A 17,359-nucleotide genomic window follows, 5' to 3' on the forward strand; every position below is an offset into this window, starting at 1 on the left:
AGCGAGGGAGGTGGCTCCGCCGCGGAGGCCGCTCCTACTCGCCGCGGAGAACCCGTCGGAGGTCGGCGATCTCCTCGGCCGTCATCCCACCGCTGCGCAGGTAGCCCGATACGTCTCCGTGATTCGCGGTGATCCACTCCATCGCCGCCTCGATCGCCGACGCCGGCGATTCGGTGGCGAGGGTCTTCAGCGCCGGGGTGAGGGGGACTCCGAGAGAGGTGATCAGCGCGGTGAGGGCCTCGGCGAATCCGCGCGCGAGGTTCTTCTCTGTGAGGGTGTAGTCGGCGACGATCTCCTCACGGGGAACCTCCGCGACGAGCAGCAGGATCGCGGCAGCGAGGCCGGTGCGGTCCTTACCCGCAGTGCAGTGGAACAGCACTCCCGGCCGCTCGGTGCGCGCGGCGGCGAGCACCGTCCTGGCGATGGTGGCGAACTGCGGGGCACTGGACTCCAGGATCGAGGTGTAGAGCTCCTCCAGCGTCGGCACCTGCTTCAGCACCTCGGTGACCTGGGTCACGGAGAGACCAGCGCTCCCGGCCGCGGGGAGGAACTTCTTGACCATCTCGTCCATCGCCCCGCCCTGCATGGGAAGTTCGATCAGTGTCACGCTGCCGTCGTCGGGCAGTCGGTCGGCGGCACGGGAGCGCTCGCCGTCCGTGCGCAGGTCGATGACCGTGCCGATACGCAGATCGGTCAGGGCCTGCATCCCCTCATCCGTCAATGCAGCCAGCGCGTCCGACCGGAAGAGGAGGCCGGAGGCGAGCGTCCCGCCGTCGGAGGTCGGGAGTCCCGTGAGTTCGCGGGCGTTGTGGGTCGTCTGCAAAGCGGTTGAGATGTCGATGGTCATTCTGGCCTCTCCTGGGTGTGCGGCCAGAATATCGGTGTGGCGGGAACGCGCGGCTTCGACACGGAAACCGCGCGTTCCCGCCCGTCGTCTCAGCCTTTCACGGCCTTCTCGATGGCCTGCTCGAGGTCGTCCCACTCCTGCAGCACGACTTTCTCCCCGGCGACGAAGAAGGTCGGCGTGCTGTTGACCCCGAGCTTCTCACCGTCCGTCTTGTCGGACTGCACCCGCTCCGCGGTGGCCGGATCGGCGATCGCGGCGTCGTAGGCGGCCATGTCGAGGCCGAGCTCTTCGGCGAAGCCTCGGAACACCTCAGGGGTCTCCTCTGGCTGCTCGCCCCACTGCGCCTGGGTCTCGAACAGGCGGTGGTACATGTCCTCGAAGCGGTCCTGACGAGCGGCCGCCTCGGCGGCCAACGCGGCCTGCGTGGAGTTGATGTGACCGGGAAGCGGGAAGTAGCGCACGACGTAGGTGATCTCTCCGTCGTACTTCTCGCGGAGATCTTCCACCACGGGGTAGAACGCACCGCACGCCTCGCATTCGAAGTCGAGGAACTCGACGACGGTCACGGCGCCGTCGCCCCCGTCGTCGAGCACATGCGAGTCGGTGCGGACGGTCTGCTGCGGTTCTCCTTCTGCCGAGGGTGCGGCGGGTTGCTGCTGGCTGATCGCGAACACGATACCGGCGATCAGCAGGACGATGGCGACGGCGATGGCGACCAGGGTCGCTTTGACAGAGTTCTTCATGGGGTCTCCAGACACACGGGTACGACGAGGGAAGGTGCCGCCGGCGGGCGGCGCGGACGCTCGTCGTGGATCAGGTGCGGGAGATGGAGAGCTGCGTGAGGGTGAGGGCGGAGACGAGGATGCCGGAGCCCGCCCGGCTCGGAGTCGCCGCGTGCGGAGAGTGGACGTCGAGTGTCCGTGTCGAACGGCCCGTGAGCCGGCGGAACAGCAGGATCAAGGCGACGGACCCCAGCACCGCGAGCAGGCAGATGCCCACGCCGGAGGACAGCACATCGACCGTCGCTGCGCTCTCGACATCGGCTGAGGTCGGGGCAGCCGCGGCCGACTCCGAGACACCGGAGGCGAGACACAGTGTCGCGTGCACGTCGGCGGAACCCCGAGACGTCGACCAGGCGCCGACGACGAGCAGGAGCGCGAGGCCGACGGCGATGATCACACGGGCGATCAGCAGCCGTTCGGCCCCCGCTCGCGGCGACGGATCAGGCGATGGGGGCAGCATTTCCCGCGCAGTCTAGCAACGCCGCCTCTGTCCTCCCCGGGGCCGGAGCGGTCGCGACACGCCTAGACTGGAGGGGTGGCGAGACTACTGATCGTCGGCGGCTTCCTCGCCGCCGTGTTCTGGGTGTTCAGCATCGTCGACTGTGCAGTGCAGCCGGCGACGCGGCACCGGGGTGTGTCCAAACCGCTCTGGATCGCGATCGTCGTGCTCCTTCCCGTGATCGGCGGCATCCTCTGGTTCGTGATCGGCCGCCGTCGGGCCAACGATCCCGGTGTCCATCCTGTCGTCGCACCGGATGACGACCCTGCTTTCCTCCGCAGCATCAGCAAGTCCGAGCAGGATGCGCGTATCCGCCGCCTCGAGGAAGAGCTGGCACGCCTCGACGACGAGACCGACGAGCCTCCTGCCACGGACCAGCGCCCGTGACGTCGTCGCCGGCGATGGACGCCGCGGCGACCCTGATCGCCGAGCTCGTCGGCCACGGTGTGCGCGACATCGTGGTGTCGCCGGGCTCGCGGTCGCAGGCACTCGCGCTCGCCGCTGTGCGTGCCGCCGATGACGGACACCTCCGCGTGCACGTCCGCATCGACGAGCGGGTCGCGGGGTTCACCGCCCTCGGCATCGCCAGGGAGACACGCATGCCCGCAGCGGTGGTGTGCACCTCGGGGACGGCCGTCGGCAACCTGCTTCCCGCGGTCATGGAGGCGTTCCACTCCGGGGTCCCGATGCTCCTGCTCACCGCCGACCGCCCCCCGGAGCTGCGCGGCGTCGGCGCCAACCAGGCGACGCTCCAGGAAGGCCTCTTCCGTCCGTGGGTGCGTGACGCGCTCGATGCTCCCGTGCCGGGCGAGGGCGACTGGGCCGGACTCGCCGAACGGGCGGTCGCCGCGTCGATGGGTGCACGCGAGGTCGAGAGCGGCCTCCGTGGCGTCGCCGGGCCCGTGCACCTGAACCTTCCCACGAGAGAGCCCCTCTCGGGGGACCTTCCCTCCATCGAACTCGTCCAGGGCGAAGTTCCCTCGGGGCTGAAGGAGGAGCCGTTCGAACTCGACCGCAGCCGGCGCACCGTCGTGATCGCCGGCGCCGATGCCGGCCCCGATGCCGAAGAGATTGCGCATGCCGGTGGGTGGCCGCTGATCGCCGAGATCGTGAGCGGTGCGCGGTTCGGACGTCAGGTCGTGCACGGCTACCGTCGCCTGCTGGTTCGCGAAGACCTCGGCGGACGCATCGAGCGGGTCGTGGTGCTGGGCCATCCCACTCTCAGCCGCGAGGTCGCCGCGCTGCTCGCGCGACAGGACGTCGAGATCGTCGCCGTGCGCCACGGCGGCGAGGAGTTGAACCTCAACCATCGCACGCGCGGAGTCGACGCGGTCGCGGTCACCCCGGGGGCCGCCGATCGCGACTGGCTCGGCGAGTGGATGCGCGCGTCCGCCGCTGAGGTCGTGGACCTGAGCGAGCACGCCCCCGACCCGGAGGCGCTGGCATCCGCCGACTTCGCTGCGCGCAGAGAAGCGGTGAAAGCCGAGCTCGACGCGGTCCGCCGCCCGCTCGATCGCGAGCTCCTCGTCGATGCCGTGTGGCGCGCCACCTGGCCGCACGATCGCCTGGTGTTCGGATCCTCGCGCCTGGTGCGCGTCGCCGATCAGGTGCTCGGCGGCAAGAAGGTCCCCGTCCACGCCAACCGCGGTCTCGCCGGCATCGACGGCACGATAGCCACCGCGACAGGTGTCGCGATCTCCAGTCAGGCGGCCGGAGCACCAGGGATCACCCGTGTGCTGCTGGGCGATCTGGCCTTCCTGCACGATGTCGGCGCTCTGCTGCTGCCGCCGGACGAGACGGAGCCTCGGCTGCAGGTCATCGTCGGGAACGACGGCGGCGGCACGATCTTCGATGCCCTCGAGGTCGCATCCTCCGCGCGGCCGGGCGACCTCGACCGGGCCTTCTACACGCCGCACACCGTCCGCCTCGAACACCTCGCCCTCGCCTACGGCTGGGGGTACCAGCGCGTCACCACCCGCACGGCACTCGATCAGGCGCTGACCTCGCCGCGCGGCGGCCGTCAGATCATCGAGGTGCCGCTGGCGCGTTGACTGGCAGGATGTGCGTATGAACGCGCACACCTGGACGCAGAAGCTGCGAGTCGGCGAGGGATTCCGTCTCGCCGATGTCGACCCCGATGCCAAGCCCGGCTACGACCACGGCAAGTCGCACGGGGTCTCCGACCTCGCGGCAGGCCTGGCGGACCTCAACGTGCTGCAGGAACGGCTGTTCGCCGAGAGCCGCGTCGGCGTGGCGAAGGACGCCGTTCTCCTGGTGCTGCAGGCGATGGACTCCGCGGGCAAGGGCGGCATCGTGCGGCACGTTGTCGGCGGTGTCGATCCGCAGGGCGTCGCGCTCGCCGCATTCAAGGCGCCGACGGCCGAGGAGCGCGCGCACGACTTCCTCTGGCGTGTCGAGAAGCGTCTGCCGGAGCCGGGGTTCATCGGGGTGTTCGATCGCTCGCACTACGAGGATGTGCTGATCGGGCGCGTGCGCGAACTCGCCCCGCCCGCGGAGATCGAGCGCCGCTACGACGCCATCAACGAGTTCGAGGCGCGCGTCGAGGCATCGGGCACCCGGATCGTGAAGGTCATGCTGCACATCTCGCCCGAAGAGCAGAAGGCGCGGCTGATGGAGCGCCTCGAACGTCCGGACAAGTACTGGAAGTACAACCCGGGTGATGTGGACGAGCGGATGCTCTGGCCGCAGTACATGGACGCGTATCAGACCGTCTTCGACCGCACGTCGACCGACGCGGCCCCGTGGTTCGTGATCCCGGCGAATGCGAAATGGTACGCGCGACTCGCGGTGCAGGAGCTGCTGCTCGCGGCACTGGAGGACATCGATCCGCAGTGGCCGAGTGCCGACTTCGACGTCGAGGCCGAGAAGAAGCGCCTCGCCGCCAGTTGAGCGTGCGCCGCGGTCAGGCCAGCGCGTCGACCAGCGGACGGAACTTCACGCGCGTCTCGAGCAGTTCGCTCTCGGGATCGGAGCCGGCGACGATACCGGCGCCCGCGTATGCGGTCACGCCGATCTCTCCCGCCCGTTCGGTGAACTGGGCGCAGCGGAGCGCGATCGCCCACTCGCCGTTGCCTGCGGCGTCCACCCAGCCGACGGGGCCCGCGTAGCGCCCGCGATCGAAGGGCTCGAGCTCGCGGATCGCCGCGATCGCCGCGGGTGTCGGGGTGCCGGCCACAGCCGCAGTCGGGTGCAGCGCGCGGACGAGGTCGAGTGCCGTCTCGCCGGACGCGAGCTCGCCTTCGACATCGGTGGCCAGATGGAACAGGTTGGGGAGCTTCAGCAGGAAGGGCTGCTCGCTCGCCGCCAGAGCCCTGGTGTGGGCGCGCAGCGAGGCGAGCACGCTCTGCACGGCGTACTGGTGCTCGTCGAGATCCTTCACGCTCGACGCGAGATGAGCGGACGCGGCGGTATCGGCATCCGCATCGGCTCCGCGGCCGATCGTGCCCGCCAGCACCCGCGCGGTCACCGTGCCCCCGTGCACGGTCACGAGCGTCTCCGGGCTCGCGCCGATCAAGCCGTCGACGGCGAAGGCCCAGGTGTCGGGGTAGCCGGTCGACAGGGCGCGCACCAGACGCCGCAGGTCCGATCCGGCGGGGATGCTGCCGGTGAGGTCGCGTGCGAGCACGACCTTGCTCACCTCGCCGTCGGCGATGCGGGTGAGGGCGCGGCGCACCGAGTCCTGGTAGCCCTGAGGCGTCTGGGCCCCCGGACCCACCGTGCCGGCCCAGTGCGGTCCATAGGGCTGCGTGACCAGGTCGACCTGATGCTCCGGCGCACCTGCCTGCGCGGCGCCGGCGAAGCGGATCGTGGTGCGCCAGAAGCGGTCGCCGTGTCGTCCGATCACCTGCGTCGGGATCACCAGCACGCTGTCGGCTGTCGAATCCTCATCGAATGCGATGGTTCCGAAGGCGACGAGCCCGGTGCCGGGAAGCTCCATCGGGTCGGACACCTCGGCATGCGCGGCCATGTCCCGCCAGGCGCTCGCGAGCGACGTGACGCGTGACGCTTCCGCATGTGCGGGAGGCCGGATCTCGCTGAGGGTCTGGCCGACGGCGACGATCCCGTCTCCGCGCCGCAACCAGGCCAGAGGACGGGCGGGGTCGGCGTACGCCAGGAGGTCTTCGACCGGGTCGATCTCTCGGGTCTCCACGACCAGGTGGGGGGTATGCACGCATCCAGCCTATGCCGCTCAGACGACAGGGATCCGCGTGGCCGTAGGGTGAGCGGATGAGCGATGCACGTCCCGCACCCGGCACCGAGATGGTCTTCCAGTGGCGCAAGTGGGACGGCTCGCCGCACTGGCGGCACGAGTGCGTGTATCTCGGTGCCGACCGGTGGGGCGATTGGCTCGGACAGCCCGTGGGGTGGCACAGCGTGCGACCGGGCGCGGAGTTCCACGCCGGGGGTCCGAACGTCACCCTGGTTCCGGCCGACGGCGACCATGCCGTGACCGTCAACCGCCGTCACCGCAGGGGCATGCGCATCTACATCGACCTGGGGTGGGACATCCACTGGTCCGACGATCCGCTCCTCGTGACCGGGATCGACATGGACCTCGACGTGGTGCGGGTCGCGGGCGAGCGCGGCACCTGGGTCGACGACCGCGACGAGTGGGCCGAGCACAGTGTGCGCTACGGGTATCCCGCGGACGTCATGGCCCATCTCGAATCCCTGGCCCTCGACCTCGAGACGCGGGTGCGTGCGCAGGTCGCCCCGTTCGACGACGCCACCGTCGACCCCTGGCTCGACCGCCTCGAAGCGCTGGGCCTCCCGCCTAGACTGGGCTCGTGACCTCGAACGAGAAGAACCGCGCCGATCTCGGCAAGGACCCCGCCCGCGTCAGCGGCATGTTCGACCAGGTCGCCGCGGGCTACGACCGCACGAACACCGCCATGACGTTCGGCAACGACGTGCTCTGGCGGGCAGCCACCACGCGAGCCGTGGCTCCGAAGCCGGGTGAGCGCATCCTCGACCTCGGTGCCGGAACGGCGTCGTCGTCGGCCTCCCTCGCGCGCAGCGGCGCCGAGGTGGTCGCAGCCGACTTCTCCCCGGGGATGCTCGCCGAGGGGGAGCGGCGGCACGGCGCGATGCGCAACCTGTCGTTCGTGCAGGCCGATGCCACCGATCTGCCGTTCCCCGACGCCTCGTTCGACGCGGTCACCATGTCTTACGCGCTGCGCAACGTGAACGATCCGAAGAAGGCGCTTCGCGAGCTGTATCGGGTCACGAAGCCCGGGGGCCGGCTCGTGATCAACGAGTTCTCGACGCCGCCGGGGAAGCTCTTCCGCAGCGCATACAGGTTCTACAACGCGCAGGTGCTGCCCCGTGTCGCCCGCGTGGCCGGCACCAACGGCGATGCCTACGACTATCTGAACGAGTCGATCAGGGAGTGGCCCGATCAGAAGCGGCTCTCCGCGTGGATCCGTGAGGCGGGCTGGAGCGAGGTCGCGTACCGCAATCTCTCGTTCGGCATCGTGGCCCTGCACAGAGCGCGCAAGCCGGAGTGAACCGTCCGGGCGAAACCGTGACATCGGACGAAGGTAGGCTGAGAACGTGACTTCGAGCCCCATCGCCCCGGGTTCGCGACTGGCGAGCCGTCTCGGCTTCAGCGATCGCGTCTTCATCGGCCCCGCTGCCCGCCGCGTCGCCCGCGCCATCGAGGAAGGGCTGGAACTCGTCGAGACCGGTCTGGCCGACGACGTCCGTGTCGCCGACCCTCTGGCCGATGCCGCGAGTCGCTATCTGTACGAGGCAGGTGGCAAGCGCATCCGCCCCGTGCTCACCCTCCTCGCCGCCCAGCTCGGCGACGGCAACACCACCCAGGTCATCGACGTCGCGAAGGCGCTCGAGATCACGCATCTCGGATCGCTCTATCACGACGATGTGATGGACGGAGCCGATCGCCGTCGCGGGGTACCGGCTGCCCACGCCGTGTGGGGCAACAACATCGCGATCCTCACGGGCGACATCCTGTTCTCCCGTGCCAGCCAGTTGATGTCCCGACTCGGTGAGCGCGCGATCCGTCTTCAGGCCGACACCTTCGAGCGGCTCGTCCTCGGTCAGATGCACGAGACCCTGGGCCCGCAGGAGGGCGACGACCCGATCGAGTTCTACATCCAGGTGCTCGCCGACAAGACGGGTTCGCTGATCGCCGCGGCCACGCAGGGCGGTGTGATCTTCTCGAACGCTCCGTCGGAGTACGAGGAGCCGCTGCGCGTGTACGGCGAGAAGATCGGCGTGGCTTTCCAGCTGCTCGACGATGTGATCGACCTCTCGGCGAAGCCCGAGGAGACCGGCAAGGTGCCGGGCACTGACCTGCGCGCCGGCGTTCCGACCATGCCCTACCTCCTGTTGAAAGCGGAGGACGACGCGGGTGCGGTCGATCTCGCGGCGCGCATCGACGACGGTGTGGCCCTGATCGCCGACGGCGCGGACTCCGCGATCCTCGACGGCCCGCTGGATGAGCTGCGCGATCACGCGGTCACGCAGAAGACCCTCGAGCTCGCGCACGCCTGGACACAGGATGCGATCGATGCCCTCACGCGCCTGCCGCGGGGGACCGTGCGCGAGGCACTGACCCGCTTCGCAGAGACCCTCGCCGAACGCTCCAGCTGAATCCGCGCGGGCGGCCCGTCGGGTCGCGCGCCTGTTGCGACGGCATACGAAAGGACCTCCCATGACCAAGCTCAGACTGGCCATCGTCGGTGCGGGCCCCGCCGGCATCTACGCCGCGGACATCCTGCTGAAGGCGGAGCGCAAGTTCGACGTCTCGATCGATCTGTTCGAGCAGCTTCCCGCGCCCTACGGTCTGGTGCGCTACGGTGTGGCCCCCGACCACCCTCGCATCAAGGGGATCATCACGGCCCTGCGCGACGTTCTCGACCGCGGTGACATCCGCCTGTTCGGCAACGTGCGCTTCGGCGAGGACATCACCCTCGAAGACCTGAAGAAGCACTACAACGCGGTGATCTTCGCCACGGGTGCCATCCGCGACACGTCTCTGGACATCCCCGGCATCGACGCTGTCGCCTCTTACGGAGCGGCCGACTACGTCAGCTGGTTCGACGGACACCCTGACGTTCCGCGCGAATGGCCGCTGGATGCGGCATCCGTCGGTGTGCTGGGCAACGGCAACGTGGCGCTCGATGTCGCACGCATGCTGGCCAAGCACGCGGAGGATCTGCTGGTCACCGAGGTGCCGTCGAACGTCTACGAGGGCCTCAAGGCCAGCGAGATCACCGACGTGCACGTGTTCGGCCGCCGTGGGCCGGCGCAGGTGAAGTTCACGCCGCTCGAGCTGCGCGAGCTCGGCGAACTGCGGGACGTCGACATGGTCGTCTACGACGAGGACTTCGACTACGACGATGCGGCGAAGGATGCCGTCGCCAGCAACAAGCAGGTCATGGTCATCGACCGCATCCTGCAGTCGTGGCGCAAGCGCGATTCGGTGAACAACGCCGGCGGCACGGCCTCGCGACGCCTGCACCTGCACTTCTGGGCGAAGCCGGTCGAGGTCCGCAAGGACGAGAACGGTCGCGTCGCGGCGCTCGTCTACGAGCGCACCCAGCCCGACGGCCAGGGCGGGGCGATCGGCACCGGTGAGCTGCGCGAGGTGCCCTTGCAGGCCCTGTACCGCGCCATCGGCTACTTCGGCTCGCCCCTTCCCGGCGTCCCGTTCGACAAGAAGCACGGCGTGATCCCCAACCGTGAGGGCCAGGTGCTCGCGAAGGACTCGAACGAGCGCGTCCCCGGCATCTACGCCACGGGGTGGATCAAGCGCGGGCCGGTGGGTCTGATCGGGCACACCAAGTCCGATGCGATGGAGACCGTGCGCCACATCATCAATGACCAGGGCTCCTGGTGGCACCCGGAGGACCCCTCCGAGGAGGCCATCGTCGAGCTCCTGCAGGAGCGCGGTGTGCGCTGGACCGATCTGGACGGATGGCACCGCCTCGACGAGCACGAGATCGCTCTCGGCGCGCCTGAAGAGCGGGCCCGCGTCAAGGTGGTCCCGCGCGACGAGATGGTCCGCGTCTCCCGCGGCGAGTAACGCCGCCTCGGTCGGGCCTCCCCGTCCCTTCGGCATGCTCCGCTAGCCTGGCGTGAACGGGGGAGGAATGCATGGCCGACTGGATTCCCGATGTGCTCGGTGACGAGTTCCAGCAGCGCACTCTCGACCTCGGTGTCGACGATCAGGGTCCGGTCGTGGCCACCCTGGTGCGCGCGCTGCCGACAGAGCCGGGCCTCTGGGAAAGGGTGCGCGGACACCGTCCGCTCCTCGACGGAGTCGATGTGCTGTACGTGCACGGCTGGTCCGACTACTTCTTCCAGAAGCGTCTCGCCCGCTTCTGGACCACGCGGGGCGCCCGTTTCTTCGCGCTCGATCTGCGCAAGTACGGCCGCAGCCTCCGCGACGGGCAGACGCCGGGATACATCGCCGATCTCGCGATCTACGACGAGGACATCGCTGCGGCACTGGACGCCATGGGGCGTGGGGAAGGAGGCGTCGAATCCGACCGGCGCCTGATCCTGCTCGGACACTCCACCGGCGGTCTGACACTGAGCCTGTGGGCGTCTCGGCATCCGGGAGCGGCCGACGCGGTGATCCTCAACAGTCCCTGGCTGGAGTTCCAGTTCGCCCCGGCGAGAGCGGCGATCGCCCCGATGGTCGAACTGCAGGCGAGGATCCGTCCGATGGAGGTGGCACCGCAGGTCGACCTCGGCTTCTACACGCGAGCACAGCAGGAGGTGGCCGACCCTGACGATCCGATGGAGGTGAACCCGGTCTGGCGCCCGGCGCAGACCATGGCCGTGTACGCGGGGTGGCTGCACGCCATCCTGTCGGGGCACAAGGCCGTGGCATCGGGCCTGTCCATCACGGCGCCGGTGTGCGTGCTGCTCTCCGCGAGATTCGTGCCCCCGACGCGATGGTCGGAGGACCTCACCTCAGCCGATTCCGTGCTGGTCGTCGACGACATCGCCCGTGCGGCACTCCGTCTCGGACCCAGCGTCACCGTGGAGCGCATCGACGGTGCCCTGCACGACGTGTTCCTCTCCCGGCACGAGGCACGGGAGGACGCCTATCGGCGGCTGGACCGGTGGGTCACCGCATGGCGAGCGGTGCAGTGAGCTCTCACAGGTAGTACATCGCCCGGACGAGGCGCTCTGCGGTGTCGCCGTCCGCACTTCGAACGGCATCGCCGAAGTCGGAGTACACCTGACCCATGCGTGCGCGATCCGACGGCGGCACCACCCAATCGCGGAGGTTGCGGAACAGCACCATGCTCGCGTCGTCGATCAGCGTGCGATGCTGCGAGTTGCCGCTGTGATCGCCGAGGTAGGAGAACACCGCCCAGCGCGCGTTCGACGTCTCGGTGCCGTCCTCGAGTGATGCGTGCAAGCCCTCGACCAGGGCGACGACGTGCTCGCGCTGGGCCATCGTGATCCTCGGTACGGCCAGTCTCGCGGCGATGCCCGCCTGGTAGCCGGCGAACTCGAGCGACTGCGCCACGGTCTCCGGGGTCACCGCCGTCACCTCCGTGTACCGGCTCGGATACATCGTCACCATCCCGAGGCGTTCCAGTCGCTGGAGCGCCTCCCGCACCGGTGTCCGTGACACGTGCAGCTCCTCCGCCACGTCGACGTCACGGATGCGCTCACCCGCGGCCAACGTGCCGTCGATGATCTGTCCGCCGATGTGGTGGAAGACTTCTTCGGCCAGGAGCTGCTTGCTCTCGCCGATGTTCGTCGATCCGGTACTCCCCATGGATCCGCCCCCAGTTGCCCTTCTGATCCCGAGCGCCCCATGATTCGCCCGGGAGGGCAACTACATCATGAAGTCGCTTCGGATGCCAACATCCCCCACCGGAGTCCGCGGTCCGCGTGGGGGCGCGCAGCGCGGGCCCCGGTGGGCTCTTCTTACGTGTGGTCGCCCGCTCGCGGTTTCCGTGGCCGGCGGATGCTCAGCATCCGCCGGCCACCGAAGACGCGAGCGCATGGAACTGCCGCGGCCTCGTCCCCACGAGGGCAAGCTCGCAATACCGAAATCGCGCAGCCCTACGACGGCAGTGCGTCACGCGGCGTTCGCGTCGTCGGTCGAGTCGACCGCTTCCCAGTCTTGGGTACCGAAACCCATATATTGGTATGCAATTCAACAATCTGGCACGCAGTCCAGAAATCACGACGGAGGGGCCGGAAGCGATCGCATCCGGCCCCTCCGTCGTCGAGCGCGACGCTTACCGGTAGTTGATGAACTGCAGGTCGAGATCGAGGTCGGCGCCCTTCAACAGCGCGATGACCGACTGCAGGTCGTCGCGGCTCTTGGACTGCACGCGCAGCTCGTCGCCCTGGATCTGGCTCTTCACGCCCTTGGGGCCCTCGTCCCGGATGATCTTGTTGATCTTCTTCGCGTTCTCGGAGGAGATGCCGTCCTTGAGCGTCGAGACGATGCGGAACTCCTTGCCGCTGGCGAACGGGTCGCCGGACTCGAGGCTCTTCAGCGAGATGCCGCGCTTGATGAGCTTGGACTGGAACACGTCGAGCACGGCCTTGGCGCGCTCCTCGGTGTTCGCGATGATGAGGATGCTCTCGCCGCTCCAGGCGATCGACGCACCGGTGCCCTTGAAGTCGTAGCGCTGCTCGATCTCCTTGCGGGCCTGGTTCAGAGCGTTCTCCGCTTCCTGGTGGTCGACCTTCGAGACGATGTCAAATGAGCTGTCAGCCATGGTTTCATCCTACTCAGGGGCTCAGCGCGTAGACGTTGTCGGAGACCCGGGTGGCTCCGTCCGGCGTGGGGTAGTCGTCGGGGACGGTCACGAAGTGCCCGGCGGGACCACTCATCTCCACGGGGGCGCCTTCTCCGCCGCACGCCATGCCCCACTCGCCATCCTCGGGGAAGGCGAGCACGCATACCGCTCCGTGTTCGACGCCGCGCAGCAGCCAGATCGAGCTGCCGGAGTGTTCACCCACCAGGCGGGCCGACGACAGGTCGGCGACGTCTCCGGAGTCCTGCTCCGCCACCGCGTCCGGGACGGCGTCTTCCGGCTCGGCTTCTCGATCCAGGACGCCATAGCTCGGGGCGAACACGGTGCACCCGCTCAGCGCCATCGCCGTGAGCGCCAACGCGAGCGCTGCCGTGATCCTGCGGATGCGAAGTGTGCCACCAGCCATGACCACAGTCTACGGAGCGGGTTTCGTCGGACCCGTGGAAGCGTTTCCATCCGAGTGAAGCGGATTTCGGTGCATCACGGGTTGATATCGACGGCCTCTCTCATTGCGAACACCCCTGATTTCGATGCATACTGTAAGCGCTTGCAGTCCTTGCAGGTGATCAGCACTGAGAGAGGCACACACCAATGAAGGTGAACAAGAGGGGCATCGTCGCCGCGGGCGCGATCGCCATCGTTTCGACTCTGACGCTTGCCGGCTGCTCCACGGGGACCAGCAACGACGACACCTCCGGCTCCGACGACAGCAGTGCGCTGGTCGTCTGGGTCGACGCCGAGCGGGTCGACGCGCTTCAGGGCGCCGCAGATGCCTACGAGGAGAAGACTGGCGTCAAGGTCCAGCTCACGGGCAAGTCGGTCGACGACATGAAGGACGACTTCATCCAGCAGGTCCCGACCGGCAAGGGCCCCGACATCGTCATGGGCGCGCACGACTGGCTGGGCGAGCTCTCCACGAACGGCGTGGTCGCTCCGATCGAGCTGGGCGACAGCTCCGAGGACTACCTCCCCGTCGCGCTGCAGGCGGCGACGTACGACGGCACCGTCTACATGCTCCCGTACGCCGTGGAGAACATCGCCGTGCTCCGCAACGCCGACCTGGTTCCGGCTCCCGCGACCAGCTTCGACGACATGATCTCCAAGGGGAAGTTCGTCGTCGAGCAGGGGACCGAGGGCAACCCGTACCACCTGTACCCGTTCCAGACCGCGTTCGGCGCCCCGGTGTTCGGCACCGACGACACCGGCAGCTACGACTCCACCGACCTCCAGCTCGGCAGCGAGGGCGGCTTCGCCTTCGCCGACTGGCTGGGCGCGCAGGGCGCAGCCGGCGTGCTCAACACCGACGTCGACGGTGAGATCGCCAAGCAGCAGTTCCTCGACGGCACGGCCGCCTTCTGGCTGACCGGTCCGTGGAACGTGGGTGCGGCCACCGACGCCGGCATCAACGTCGCGATCGACCCGATCCCGAGCCCGACCGGTGAGACCGCATCGCCGTTCGCCGGAGTGAAGGGCTTCTTCGTGAGCGCGGAGTCGAAGAACAAGGTCGCCGCGAACGACTTCCTCGTGAACTACATCGGCACCGAAGACGTGCAGCTCGAGCTGTTCAAGGCCGGCAACGTGCTTCCCGCGCTCACCGCTGCGGCCGACACCGCGGCCGCCGACCCGATCATCGCCGGCTTCCAGGCCGTCGGTGCCGACGCCGTGCCGATGCCCGCCATCCCGGCCATGGGTGCGGTCTGGCAGTACTGGGGCGTGGCCGAGGCCGCGATCATCAACGGCGAGGACCCGGCGACGACGTGGCAGAAGCTCGTCGACGACGTGACCGCCGCGATCAAGTAACAGCCAGGACACTGACTCTGCCGGGGTGGGCGCCTTCGCCCGCCCCGGCAGGATCATGACGAGGACGACATGACTGACACCGAAGAGCGCACAGCTCCTCCGACCAAGCGCCAGCGCCAGGCCGCCAAGATCGCCGAGGCTGCATCAGGGCCGATCGGCTGGATGCTGCTGAAGATCCTCCTGCTGGCGGTCGTCGATGCGATCGCGCTGTATGCCGCGTTCGTCCTCTTCGCCCACCAGGAGTGGTTGATCCTCGGCATCGTCGTCGTGGTCGCGGTCCTCGTCAACTACATCTACTTCTCCCGCAAGCGCATCGCGGCGAAGTACCTGACGCCCGGCATCATCTTCCTGATCGTGTTCCAGGTCTTCACGCTGCTCTACACCGGGTACATCGGCTTCACGAACTACGGCACCGGCCACAACGGAACCAAGGACCAGGCGATCTCGTCGCTTCTCGCATCGGCGCAGGAACGGGTCGAGGACTCGCCGACGTACCCCGTCACCGTGGTCGAGCAGTTCGGCACCTACGGCCTGCTGGCGACAGACCCGGACACCGGCGATGCACTCCTCGGCACGGCGGAGCAGCCGCTCGCAGAGGTCGACGCGCAGTTCGAAGGTGACAAGGCCGTCGCGGTCGACGGGTGGACCACGCTTCCCCTCGCCACCGTCTTCACGCTGTCGGAGGAGCTGGAGCAGCTCTCCGTCCCGTTCAGCGACGACCCCAACGAGGGCAGCCTGCGCGCTCCCGACGGGCAGAAGGGCTACCTCTACGTCTCGACGCTCGAGTACGACGAGGCTGCAGACACGATCACCGACACCACCACAGGGATCGTCTACTCCGACACGGGTGACGGTGCGTTCACAGCCGAAGGCGGAGAGCAGCTCCTCCCCGGATGGCAGACGACGGTCGGTTTCGACAACTTCGTGCGCGCTGTCACCGACTCCTCCATCCGCGGTCCGCTCATCTCGGTGACGCTCTGGACCTTCGCGTTCGCCCTGATCTCGGTCGCGACCACGTTCTTCCTCGGTCTGCTGCTCGCGCTGGTGTTCAACAACACCCGTATGCGCTTCCGCAACGGCTACCGCATCATCCTGATCCTCCCGTACGCGTTCCCCGCGTTCCTGTCCGCGCTGGTCTGGGCGGGCATGATGAACGAGAGCTTCGGCTTCATCAACCAGGTGATCTTCGGCGGGGCCGCGATCCCGTGGCTGACCGATCCCACGCTCGCCAAGGTGTCGGTGCTGCTGGTGAACCTGTGGCTCGGGTTCCCGTACATGTTCCTGGTCTGCATGGGGGCGCTGCAGGGCATCCCGGAGGACGTCAACGAAGCCGCCGTGATGGACGGCGCGAACCCGTGGCAGGTCTTCCGCCGCATCAAGCTGCCGCTGCTGCTCGTGACCGTGGCGCCGCTGCTGATCTCGTCGTTCGCGTTCAACTTCAACAACTTCAACCTGATCTACATGCTCACCAAGGGCGGGCCGCGCTTCAGCGATGTGTCCATCCCCGTGGGCCACACCGACATCCTGATCTCGATGGTCTACAAGGTGGCCTTCACGGGTCAGACCCGCGACTACGGTCTGGCGTCGGCCTTCACGATCCTGATCTTCATCGTGGTCGCGACGATCTCCATCATCAGCTTCCGCAAGACCAAGGCCCTCGAGGAGCTGAACTGACATGAGCACCGACAGCCCCATCACCGAGCGTCCCGCCACAACCCGGTCCGCCGAGAAGGCGCAGACCCTCGCTCCGCGCCGCCGCAGCTTCGGCGCCTGGTTCGCCGACACCGGATGGCGTCACCTCGTGGCGATCGTCGTGAGCGCGTTCGCGCTGTTCCCGCTGCTGTACGTCGTCTCGGCCTCGCTGAACCCGAAGGGGACGCTGACGGGCTCGAACCAGCTGTTCTCCGCGATCGGGATCGACAGCTACGTGCGCATCCTCAGCGACCCGCAGAACCCGTACGGCACGTGGTTCCTCAATACGCTCCTGATCGCCGTCGTCACCGGCGCGGTCACGGTCTTCATCGGAGCGTGCGCCGCCTACGCCTTCTCGCGCATGAGGTTCGCCGGGCGCCGCGTGGGCCTCGTGACGATCGTGGTCGTGCAGATGTTCCCGCAGCTGCTCGCCGTGGTCGCGATCTTCCTCCTCATGTCGACCCTGGGGGACTGGTTCCCGGCCATCGGTCTGAACACCCACACGGGTCTGATCCTGGTGTACCTCGGTGGAGCGCTCGGTGTGAACACCTACCTGATGTACGGCTTCTTCAACACGATCCCCAAGGAGATCGACGAGGCTGCCCGCATCGACGGTGCCGGTCATGCACGCATCTTCTTCACGATCATCCTTCGTCTGGTCGCGCCGATCCTCGCGGTGGTCGGACTGCTCTCGTTCATCGGCACCGTCAACGAGTACGTCATCGCGAGCGTCATGCTCGTCGACGTCGATCAGCAGACGCTCGTGGTCGGTCTGACGAAGCTCGTCGCGAACCCGCGGTATGCGGACTGGTCGGCGTTCTCGGCGGGGGCCGTGATGGCCGCGATCCCGGTGATGATCCTGTTCCTGTTCCTGCAGAAGTACATCGTGGGCGGTCTGACGGCCGGAGCGACGAAGGGCTGAGCCGCTGGTCTGCCCGCCGGCGTCGTGATCCGG

18 protein-coding genes are annotated in these 17,359 nt (G+C 68.1%); 11 read left to right on the forward strand and 7 right to left on the reverse strand.

Annotated features, from left to right (window positions below; genetic code table 11):
- Nucleotides 1-34: 34 nt before the first annotated feature.
- The 3 genes from ILP86_RS03475 to ILP86_RS03485 all read right to left on the reverse strand — a co-directional run bounded on the left by ILP86_RS03475 (nucleotide 35) and on the right by ILP86_RS03485 (nucleotide 2,089).
- A complete protein-coding gene (locus tag ILP86_RS03475) occupies nucleotides 35-847 on the reverse strand; it encodes a tyrosine-protein phosphatase (protein WP_058632556.1) in 813 nt (270 codons plus the stop codon).
- An 89-nt stretch (nucleotides 848-936) separates the two neighbouring features.
- Nucleotides 937-1,590, reverse strand: coding sequence for a thioredoxin domain-containing protein (locus tag ILP86_RS03480; RefSeq protein WP_193761381.1), 654 nt, complete (start codon nucleotides 1,588-1,590; stop codon nucleotides 937-939).
- Between the two features lie 70 nt (nucleotides 1,591-1,660).
- The gene (locus ILP86_RS03485; protein ID WP_193761382.1) at nucleotides 1,661-2,089 is read right to left on the reverse strand and encodes a hypothetical protein; all 429 of its coding nucleotides are present in this window, start codon (nucleotides 2,087-2,089) and stop codon (nucleotides 1,661-1,663) included.
- A gap of 75 nt (nucleotides 2,090-2,164) precedes the next feature.
- Between ILP86_RS03485 and ILP86_RS03490 the strand changes: the two genes are divergently transcribed.
- From ILP86_RS03490 to ILP86_RS03500, 3 genes are read left to right on the forward strand one after another with little or no spacing between them, the layout of a single operon-like run.
- Nucleotides 2,165-2,515 (forward strand): PLD nuclease N-terminal domain-containing protein, encoded by a 351-nt coding sequence (locus ILP86_RS03490; protein ID WP_193761383.1) that lies wholly within the window; start codon nucleotides 2,165-2,167, stop codon nucleotides 2,513-2,515.
- A 14-nt stretch (nucleotides 2,516-2,529) separates the two neighbouring features.
- Nucleotides 2,530-4,179 carry a 2-succinyl-5-enolpyruvyl-6-hydroxy-3-cyclohexene-1-carboxylic-acid synthase gene (menD, locus tag ILP86_RS03495; protein WP_193761986.1) on the forward strand — a complete coding sequence of 550 codons (1,650 nt, stop codon included), beginning with the start codon at nucleotides 2,530-2,532 and terminating at the stop codon, nucleotides 4,177-4,179.
- A gap of 16 nt (nucleotides 4,180-4,195) precedes the next feature.
- Nucleotides 4,196-5,038, forward strand: a complete 843-nt coding sequence (locus ILP86_RS03500) for a polyphosphate kinase 2 family protein (protein WP_193761384.1) — start codon at nucleotides 4,196-4,198, stop codon at nucleotides 5,036-5,038.
- A 13-nt stretch (nucleotides 5,039-5,051) separates the two neighbouring features.
- On the opposite strand, the gene ILP86_RS03505 is transcribed toward ILP86_RS03500, so the two are convergent.
- On the reverse strand, nucleotides 5,052-6,320 hold the full coding sequence (locus tag ILP86_RS03505; RefSeq protein WP_061016897.1) for an isochorismate synthase MenF: 1,269 nt from the start codon (nucleotides 6,318-6,320) through the stop codon (nucleotides 5,052-5,054).
- 56 nt (nucleotides 6,321-6,376) lie between these two features.
- On the opposite strand from ILP86_RS03505, the gene ILP86_RS03510 reads away from it, so the two are divergent.
- From ILP86_RS03510 to ILP86_RS03530, 5 genes are all read left to right on the forward strand, one after another.
- Nucleotides 6,377-6,940: a DUF402 domain-containing protein gene (locus ILP86_RS03510; RefSeq protein WP_193761385.1), complete on the forward strand. Its 564-nt coding sequence runs from the start codon at nucleotides 6,377-6,379 to the stop codon at nucleotides 6,938-6,940.
- Nucleotides 6,937-7,656 (forward strand): class I SAM-dependent methyltransferase, encoded by a 720-nt coding sequence (locus ILP86_RS03515; protein ID WP_058632562.1) that lies wholly within the window; start codon nucleotides 6,937-6,939, stop codon nucleotides 7,654-7,656. The genes ILP86_RS03510 and ILP86_RS03515 overlap by 4 nt, the downstream gene beginning before the upstream one ends.
- A 46-nt stretch (nucleotides 7,657-7,702) precedes the next feature.
- A complete protein-coding gene (locus ILP86_RS03520) occupies nucleotides 7,703-8,764 on the forward strand; it encodes a polyprenyl synthetase family protein (protein ID WP_193761386.1) in 1,062 nt (353 codons plus the stop codon).
- A gap of 61 nt (nucleotides 8,765-8,825) precedes the next feature.
- A complete protein-coding gene (locus tag ILP86_RS03525; RefSeq protein WP_046747798.1) occupies nucleotides 8,826-10,199 on the forward strand; it encodes an FAD-dependent oxidoreductase in 1,374 nt (457 codons plus the stop codon).
- Nucleotides 10,200-10,270: 71 nt separating this feature from the next.
- Nucleotides 10,271-11,278: an alpha/beta hydrolase gene (locus tag ILP86_RS03530; RefSeq protein ID WP_061016903.1), complete on the forward strand. Its 1,008-nt coding sequence runs from the start codon at nucleotides 10,271-10,273 to the stop codon at nucleotides 11,276-11,278.
- A gap of 4 nt (nucleotides 11,279-11,282) precedes the next feature.
- On the opposite strand, the gene ILP86_RS03535 is transcribed toward ILP86_RS03530, so the two are convergent.
- From ILP86_RS03535 to ILP86_RS03545, 3 genes are all read right to left on the reverse strand, one after another.
- Nucleotides 11,283-11,915, reverse strand: a complete 633-nt coding sequence (locus ILP86_RS03535) for a GntR family transcriptional regulator (RefSeq protein ID WP_046747800.1) — start codon at nucleotides 11,913-11,915, stop codon at nucleotides 11,283-11,285.
- Nucleotides 11,916-12,384: 469 nt separating this feature from the next.
- Nucleotides 12,385-12,873 (reverse strand): YajQ family cyclic di-GMP-binding protein, encoded by a 489-nt coding sequence (locus ILP86_RS03540; RefSeq protein WP_017829222.1) that lies wholly within the window; start codon nucleotides 12,871-12,873, stop codon nucleotides 12,385-12,387.
- 13 nt (nucleotides 12,874-12,886) lie between these two features.
- Complete coding sequence (locus tag ILP86_RS03545) at nucleotides 12,887-13,318, reverse strand: hypothetical protein (protein WP_046747801.1); 432 nt, start codon at nucleotides 13,316-13,318, stop codon at nucleotides 12,887-12,889.
- Nucleotides 13,319-13,503: 185 nt separating this feature from the next.
- Between ILP86_RS03545 and ILP86_RS03550 the strand changes: the two genes are divergently transcribed.
- The 3 genes from ILP86_RS03550 (at nucleotide 13,504) to ILP86_RS03560 (ending at nucleotide 17,326) form a co-directional block, all read left to right on the forward strand.
- Nucleotides 13,504-14,712, forward strand: a complete 1,209-nt coding sequence (locus ILP86_RS03550; RefSeq protein WP_193761387.1) for a maltose ABC transporter substrate-binding protein — start codon at nucleotides 13,504-13,506, stop codon at nucleotides 14,710-14,712.
- 69 nt (nucleotides 14,713-14,781) lie between these two features.
- Nucleotides 14,782-16,386 (forward strand): ABC transporter permease subunit, encoded by a 1,605-nt coding sequence (locus ILP86_RS03555; RefSeq protein ID WP_127012587.1) that lies wholly within the window; start codon nucleotides 14,782-14,784, stop codon nucleotides 16,384-16,386.
- A 1-nt stretch (nucleotide 16,387) separates the two neighbouring features.
- Nucleotides 16,388-17,326 carry a sugar ABC transporter permease gene (locus ILP86_RS03560; protein WP_046747804.1) on the forward strand — a complete coding sequence of 313 codons (939 nt, stop codon included), beginning with the start codon at nucleotides 16,388-16,390 and terminating at the stop codon, nucleotides 17,324-17,326.
- Nucleotides 17,327-17,359 lie beyond the last annotated feature (33 nt).

It is taken from the genome of Microbacterium sp. R1 (assembly GCF_015159725.1).
GTDB lineage: Bacteria > Actinomycetota > Actinomycetes > Actinomycetales > Microbacteriaceae > Microbacterium > Microbacterium oxydans.

Bases quoted from the DNA above. Each gene is read 5' to 3' on its own strand.
- ILP86_RS03560 (WP_046747804.1), top strand. From the start codon at position 16,388: ATGAGCACCGACAGCCCCATCACCGAGCGTCCCGCCACAACCCGGTCC.
- ILP86_RS03480 (WP_193761381.1), bottom strand. From the start codon at position 1,590: ATGAAGAACTCTGTCAAAGCGACCCTGGTCGCCATCGCCGTCGCCATC.
- ILP86_RS03500 (WP_193761384.1), top strand. From the start codon at position 4,196: ATGAACGCGCACACCTGGACGCAGAAGCTGCGAGTCGGCGAGGGATTC.
- ILP86_RS03530 (WP_061016903.1), top strand. From the start codon at position 10,271: ATGGCCGACTGGATTCCCGATGTGCTCGGTGACGAGTTCCAGCAGCGC.
- ILP86_RS03525 (WP_046747798.1), top strand. From the start codon at position 8,826: ATGACCAAGCTCAGACTGGCCATCGTCGGTGCGGGCCCCGCCGGCATC.
- ILP86_RS03555 (WP_127012587.1), top strand. From the start codon at position 14,782: ATGACTGACACCGAAGAGCGCACAGCTCCTCCGACCAAGCGCCAGCGC.
- ILP86_RS03475 (WP_058632556.1), bottom strand. From the start codon at position 847: ATGACCATCGACATCTCAACCGCTTTGCAGACGACCCACAACGCCCGC.
- ILP86_RS03535 (WP_046747800.1), bottom strand. From the start codon at position 11,915: ATGGGGAGTACCGGATCGACGAACATCGGCGAGAGCAAGCAGCTCCTG.
- ILP86_RS03540 (WP_017829222.1), bottom strand. From the start codon at position 12,873: ATGGCTGACAGCTCATTTGACATCGTCTCGAAGGTCGACCACCAGGAA.
- ILP86_RS03485 (WP_193761382.1), bottom strand. From the start codon at position 2,089: ATGCTGCCCCCATCGCCTGATCCGTCGCCGCGAGCGGGGGCCGAACGG.
- ILP86_RS03550 (WP_193761387.1), top strand. From the start codon at position 13,504: ATGAAGGTGAACAAGAGGGGCATCGTCGCCGCGGGCGCGATCGCCATC.
- menD (WP_193761986.1), top strand. From the start codon at position 2,530: ATGGACGCCGCGGCGACCCTGATCGCCGAGCTCGTCGGCCACGGTGTG.
- ILP86_RS03545 (WP_046747801.1), bottom strand. From the start codon at position 13,318: ATGGCTGGTGGCACACTTCGCATCCGCAGGATCACGGCAGCGCTCGCG.
- ILP86_RS03510 (WP_193761385.1), top strand. From the start codon at position 6,377: ATGAGCGATGCACGTCCCGCACCCGGCACCGAGATGGTCTTCCAGTGG.